This is a genomic window from Actinomycetota bacterium (assembly GCA_019347675.1).
Classification (GTDB): Bacteria; Actinomycetota; Nitriliruptoria; order Nitriliruptorales; family JAHWKO01; genus JAHWKW01.
Genome location: JAHWKW010000048.1, coordinates 1 through 6284, shown reverse-complemented (window position 1 = coordinate 6284; position 6284 = coordinate 1). Strand labels below are relative to the sequence as shown.

Annotated in this window: 7 protein-coding genes; 6 read left to right on the top strand and 1 reads right to left on the bottom strand. The window is 69.0% G+C overall.

What is annotated here, in order from left to right:
• Positions 1–369: 369 nt before the first annotated feature.
• Positions 370–1200: a hypothetical protein gene (locus KY462_16465; protein ID MBW3579292.1), complete on the bottom strand. Its 831-nt coding sequence runs from the start codon at positions 1198–1200 to the stop codon at positions 370–372.
• 68 nt (positions 1201–1268) lie between these two features.
• On the opposite strand from KY462_16465, the gene KY462_16460 reads away from it, so the two are divergent.
• From KY462_16460 to KY462_16435, 6 genes are all read left to right on the top strand, one after another.
• The gene (locus tag KY462_16460) at positions 1269–2069 is read left to right on the top strand and encodes an IclR family transcriptional regulator (GenBank protein MBW3579291.1); all 801 of its coding nucleotides are present in this window, start codon (positions 1269–1271) and stop codon (positions 2067–2069) included.
• Position 2070: 1 nt separating this feature from the next.
• The gene (locus KY462_16455; GenBank protein ID MBW3579290.1) at positions 2071–3000 is read left to right on the top strand and encodes an alpha/beta hydrolase; all 930 of its coding nucleotides are present in this window, start codon (positions 2071–2073) and stop codon (positions 2998–3000) included.
• A complete protein-coding gene (locus KY462_16450) occupies positions 2997–3641 on the top strand; it encodes an ABC transporter permease (GenBank protein ID MBW3579289.1) in 645 nt (214 codons plus the stop codon). Before KY462_16455 ends, KY462_16450 begins: the two co-directional genes overlap by 4 nt.
• A gap of 23 nt (positions 3642–3664) precedes the next feature.
• Positions 3665–4777 carry a betaine/proline/choline family ABC transporter ATP-binding protein gene (locus KY462_16445; protein MBW3579288.1) on the top strand — a complete coding sequence of 371 codons (1113 nt, stop codon included), beginning with the start codon at positions 3665–3667 and terminating at the stop codon, positions 4775–4777.
• Between the two features lie 110 nt (positions 4778–4887).
• A complete protein-coding gene (locus KY462_16440; GenBank protein ID MBW3579287.1) occupies positions 4888–5592 on the top strand; it encodes an ABC transporter permease in 705 nt (234 codons plus the stop codon).
• A 77-nt stretch (positions 5593–5669) separates the two neighbouring features.
• A partial coding sequence (locus KY462_16435) for a glycine/betaine ABC transporter substrate-binding protein (protein ID MBW3579286.1) occupies positions 5670–6284 on the top strand: 615 nt, incomplete at its 3' end.

Genomic DNA, 6284 nt, shown 5'->3' with positions numbered 1-6284 from the left:
GGCGGTCCGCAGCTTCCTGAAAACCAACTGCTGACCTGACTCCGGCTGGCACGGTTAGCCGGAGTCGGCTGACATCCGACTGCATTCGGAGCGGCGACTTCTGGCTCGCCGCTCCAAGTGCGGATCGATTAGTTCTGGCGAGGCATGATCCCGCCCAGAACCGCGGCGGCCGAGCGTCACTGCCGTCTGGTCAGGTCGGCCTGGATGAATGGCAGGTTGGCGGCTCGGGCGTGGGGGAGGACGCCCCCACCACGGGCTCGAACGCCGTGGCCTCCAGGCTTTGCGGCGCAGGCGATCGTCGTCTATTCATCGTTCTTTAGGATGACTTTCCGATCCGTTCGGCCGCGAGCGGCTGACGGCGCCCTGACGTCAGGGCACGACGAGCCCGGCAGGCACCTCGGACGCCATCGCCTCCAGCGCCCCACGGTCGAGGCCCTCCGCAGCAAGCGCGTCGACGAGTCCGCGTAGCGCTTCGGGCCCGCGCGGCGAATCCGGCTGTCCCGCGTCGGAGGATAGCAGGCAGTGCTCGTAGCCGACCTCGCGGATGAACGCGGCGAGCCGGGCGGCGTCCCAGTCGGGCTGGTGGAGGAGTTGGTAGGCGGTGACCTCGGCCAGGGCCCCACGCTCGCAGAGCTCACGTGTGTCCGGCGCGGACATGCCCGGGACGGTGAAGCTCGGGTGGGTCAGGAGCACCCGCCGGACACCCGCACGGCGGGCCTGGTCGACGACCCAGGACGCTTCCTGCGGGTTCACGTGGCCGGTGGCGATAACGGCGTCGGCGTCGGCCACGAGCCCCATGATCGTGCGCAGCGCTCCCTCCGTCGTCGGATCGGCAGGCGGTGCGGCGTAGCTGGGACCCCGGCCCACCGTGGGCGCGCACGAGGGAGGGTGCACGAGACCCGACCGGTGGTGGTGGGCCGCATCCACGGTCGGCAGCCACACCACCCGGGCCCCCATGGTCAGCGCGGCGTCGACGGCCGCGGGGTTCAGGCCTCCCACGACGTGGTTGAGCACGATCCCGCCGTAGACCTGTAGGGCGCGCCCGGCGCCGACCGCGGCCGCACGCCCTACGGTGGGCTCGCAGTGGCCCTTCAGCACGCAACCGGAGAACCCGGCCTCCTCGTACCACCCGACGGTGGTGAGGTCGTCCGCTAGACGCTCCACGACACACGGACCGGAATGGACGTGCACATCGAACATGGACGGTCTCGTTGTAGATGTTGCAAACACTCTTGCATATACAGCATCGCCCTGCGAGGATGCCGCGCATGGCACCGCGGACGGGCACGAGTCTGAAGAGGGCGATAGCCCTCCTCGTCGCCCTCAGCGGGGATGAGCAGCCGGTGTCGGGCGAGCTCGGCGTCACGCGTCTCGCGGAGATCATCGGTGAGGACAAGAGCCAGGTCTCACGCAGCCTGCGGACGCTCGCCGACGAGGGCTTCGTGGACCGCGATCCCGACACCCTGGCGTACCGGCTGGGGTGGCGGCTCTACTGTCTGGCCGCGCGCGCGGGGGACCGTCGGCTCCTCGAACTCGCCGGGCCTGTCCTGCGACGCCTCGTCGGCCAGCTCGGCGAGCGCAGCCACCTGTCCGTCCTCGATGGAACACAGGTGCTGACCGTGCTCACGGAGTCTCCTCCACACGCCGTGCAGACCGCCGGCTGGGTGGGTCGCCCGGTGCCCGCGCACTGCACATCGGCCGGGCGCGCCCTGCTGCTCGACCACGACGAGGCGTCCCTCTCGGTGCTCCTGGCCGACGCCGGCTTCGAGCGGTTAGGTCCGCGGGCGCCCCGCGACGTCCGCGAGCTGTACGGCAGGATCGTCGTGGCGCGCGAGCTCGGCTACGCGATCGTGGACGAGGAGTTCGAGCCTGCGCTCGTGGCCGCGGCGGCGCCGGTACGCGACTTCCGCGGGAGGATCGTCTGCGCCCTCAACGTCTCGGGCCCGAAGTTCCGTCTGGGAGACGGGCTCGCCGACGCCGGTCGCATCCTGCGGACGGCCGCAGAGGAGTTCTCCCGGGACCTGGGTTGGGACGGCAAGCCCCACATCACCGAGAGCGAGGCCAGCTGACGTGCAACGCCGATCCGTACGTTTCTTCGCCCAGCGCAGCCTGATCGACGGCGACCTGTGGCTCCCCGACGATCTCGCGGCCGGTGAGCGGCGTCCAGCGGTGGTCTCCTGCTCCGGCTACCAGGGTCTGAAGAACATCCATCCGGAGCGTTTCGCCCGGACGCTCGTGCCCCAGGGCTACGTGTGCCTCTCCTTCGACTACCGGGGCTTCGGAGCGAGCGAGGGCGAGCGCGGTCGCCTCGTCCCCCAGGATCAGGTGGAGGACGTGCGGGCCGCGGTGTCGTTCCTCGAGACGGTCGACGGTGTGGACCCCGAGCGCATCGCGCTGATCGGTTGGGGACTCGGGGGCGGCATCGTCGTCCAGGAGGCGGCCGAGGACCCGAGGGTGGCGGCCGTCGCGGCATGCAACGCCGTGGCCGACGGGGAGCGCTCCACACGGTTCGCGCACGACGAGGCGTCGTGGACGCGACTGCTCGAACGGATCGACGAGGACAGACCCCGGACCGCTGTCACCGGGCGTTCCGAGGTCGTCCACCCCTTCGAGGTCGTGCGCCTCGACGAGGTGACGCGCGGCTACGTCGACGACGAGCTGTACCGGACGGCGGGGTTCGGTAGCGGTGTCACCCTGGAGTCCGCCGATCACCTGCTGCGCTTCCGGCCCGAGGACGTCGTGCACCAGATCTCACCCCGTCCCCTCCTCGTCATCCACGGCGACCGCAACGAGCTCTACCCGCCCGAGGAAGCCCGCCAGCTGCACGAGCGCGCCGGCGAGCCCAAGGAGCTCGTCTGGCTGGAGGACAGCGGGCACACCGAGTGGATGTTCGACGAGCACTCCACCTTCCAGCGCATGGCGAGCGTGATCTCGCGCTTCCTGTCCGACGCGCTGGGACACGCGGCGGCGGGTGTCGGCGGCGGGGACGGGGCCGGATGAACTTCTTCGAGTACGTCGGGGCCAACTCCGATCGGCTGATCGGGCTCACCATCGACCACATCTGGGTGGTGGGTGTGTCCGTGGCGATCGCCGCGTTCGTCGGCGTGTCCACGGGCATCGCCACCTACCGCACGAACCGACCTCGCACGATCGCGCTGAACGTGGCCGGCACCTTCCTCACCATCCCCTCCTTCGCGTTGTTCGTGATCTTCATCGGACCGTTCGGGCTCGGTGCGAAGCCCGCCATCGTGGCGCTCGCCATGTACGGGATCCTGCCGATCCTGCGCAACACCATCACCGGTCTGCGCGGCGTGGATCCCGCGGTCATCGAGTCGGCGCAGGGCATGGGTATGCCACGGTGGCAGCGTCTCCTGTGGATCGAGCTGCCGCTGGCCTGGCCCGTCATCGTGACCGGCATCCGCGTCTCAACGCTCATCCTCGTCGGCATCGCCGCGATCGCCGCAATCGTGAACGGTCCCGGGTTGGGAGATCCGATCTTCGTCGGTCTGGCCCGCATCGGCAGTCCCGCCGCGGTGAACCTCGTTCTCAGTGGCGTCCTCGGCGTGATCGTCGTAGCCATCCTCTTCGACGCCCTCTACTCGCTCCTCATCCGACTGACGACCTCGCGAGGCATCCGGTGACCGAGAACGCGAACGGCGAGACGATGATCCGCCTCGAGCAGCTGACGAAGTCCTTCCCGGGACAGGACGAGCCGGCGGTCGCCGAGCTGGACCTGGACGTGCCGGAGGGTGAGATCGTCATCCTCGTCGGTCCGTCCGGATGCGGCAAGACCACCACGATGAAGATGGTGAACCGGCTCATCGAGCCGTCGTCGGGCCGGATCTTCCTCGAGGGCGAGGACGTCACCCGGGCCAACCCCGATCAGCTGCGGCGACGCATCGGCTACGTCATCCAGCAGATCGGCCTGTTCCCGCACATGACGATCCACGAGAACATCGCCACGGTGCCGAAGCTCCTCGGCTGGGACCGCGACCGCATCCGCGAGCGGGTGGACGAGCTGCTCGAGACGGTGGGCATGGAGCCCGACAGGTACCGCAAGCGGTACCCGAAGGAGCTGTCTGGAGGCCAGCGCCAGCGGGTCGGTGTGGCCCGCGCCATGAGCGCGGATCCCCCGGTGATGCTCATGGACGAGCCCTTCGGCGCGATCGACCCCATCACGCGCGAACGGCTGCAGAACGAGTTCCTGAGCGTCCAGGAACGCATCCGCAAGACGATCATCTTCGTCACCCACGACATCGACGAAGCGATCAAGATGGGCGACCGGATCGCGATTCTGCGTCAGGACTCCACGCTCGCTCAGTACGACACGCCCGAACGCATCCTCACGGCTCCCGCCGATGACTTCGTAGCCGAGTTCATCGGCTCCGGGGCGTCGATCAAGCGCCTGAACCTCAGCCGCGTCCAGGACCTCGAGCTGCCCGACTGGCCCACGGTCGCCGTGGACGACGGGCGTGACGCCGCCGGTCGCGCCCTCGAGGGATCCGGGCGCCCCGCGGTACTCGTGCTCGACCACGAGCGGCGCCCGCGGCGCTGGGTGGGCACCGACGAGCTCCAGGGCGAGGGGTCCCTGGACGAGCTCGGGGTCCCAGCGGATGCCCTGGTGCAGCCGACCGCGACGCTGTCGGATGCGCTCGACGCGACCTTGACCGCCGCCTACGGGTCCGCGGTGGTGGTGGACGACTCCGGTCGGTACCAGGGCGTCGTCGACTTCGATGCGATCCACCAGGCCGTCGCCGCCATGCGCACGACGAGCTGATCGTGTCCACGACGAGCCCACCGCAAGCGACCGACCTCGAAGAGGGGCCTGGCACCGACACCGAGGCGGGTTTCAGCACCGGTGCGAAGTTCCGCACAGCGCGTGCCTACGTGGGCGTCCCGGCGTTCCTCGCGGCGGTGTGCGCTCTGCTGTACCTGTACGTGAGTCGGATCGAGCTGGACAGCATCGAGCAACGTTCGCTGAACGTCGGTCGCCTCAGCGAAGCGATCCTCGAACACGTGGAGCTCACCGTCGTCTCCACCGTGCTGGTCATCCTCATCGCCGTCCCCGTCGGCATCCTTCTCACCCGGGGCTTCGCTCGACGCATCACCCCGCCTATCATCGCCGTGTTCAACATCGGACAGGCGGTGCCCTCGATCGGCGTCCTCGCGCTGCTCGCGGTTCTGTTCCTGTTCACGGGGTACCGCGCGGCCATCGTCGGTCTGGTGGCCTACGCGGCGCTCCCCGTCCTGCGCAACACCATGGTCGGGCTCCAACAGGTCGACCGCTCCGTGCTGGAGTCCGGGCGGGGCATGGGTATGACGAAGCTCGGCGTGCTGACGCGTCTCGAGCTGCCGCTCGCCGTGCCGGTCATCCTGGCCGGGATCAGGACCGCCCTGGTGATCAACGTGGGGACCGCGACGCTGGCCACGTTCATCAACGGGGGCGGGCTCGGCGACATCATCAACGCCGGCCTCACCACCAACCGGTTCCCGGTGCAGATCACCGGAGCCGTACTGACCGCGGTGCTCGCCCTCTTCATCGACTACCTCGGCGGCATCGTCGAAGACCTCCTCCATCCCCGCGGGCTCTAGGGGGCATATGGGAGAGGTCATCGGCGCAAGACCTGAGCAGCAACGTCAACCGTGAACCGAGCACGAGGAGAAGACCGTTGAGATACCGACGCACACCACGACTGGTAGCACTGCTGGCGGCGCTGGCGTTCTTCGCCGTCGCCTGTGGAGGAGGCGAGGAGGCAGCACCACCCGCCGGGGATGACGGCGCGGACGATGGCGGCGGCCAGGGCTCGATCGCCCAGAACTACGACCTGTCCGGAGCGTCGTTCAACGTGGGCTCGAAGGAGTTCACCGAGAACAAGATCCTCGGCCAGATCGCCGTCCAGGCACTGGAGGCGGCGGGCGCGGATGTCACCGACCAGACGGGACTGATCGGCAGCGCGACCGTCCGCGAAGCGCTGACGTCCGGTGAGATCGACATGTACTGGGAGTACACCGGGACCGGCTGGGTGAACTACCTCCAGCACACCACCGAGGACGCCCCCGACGACCTCGCCGCACAGGTGGCGCAGGAGGACCTCGAGAACAACGGGGTCAAGTGGCTCGAGCCGGCCCCGATGAACGACACGTACGCGATCGCGGTCACGCAGGAGTACTCCGAGGAGAACGGCATCACCCAGCTCTCGGACGTGAGCGAGGCCGAGCAGAAGACGCTGTGCGCGGCGAGCGAGTTCATCAACCGTGACGACGGTCTGCCGGGTCTCGAGGAG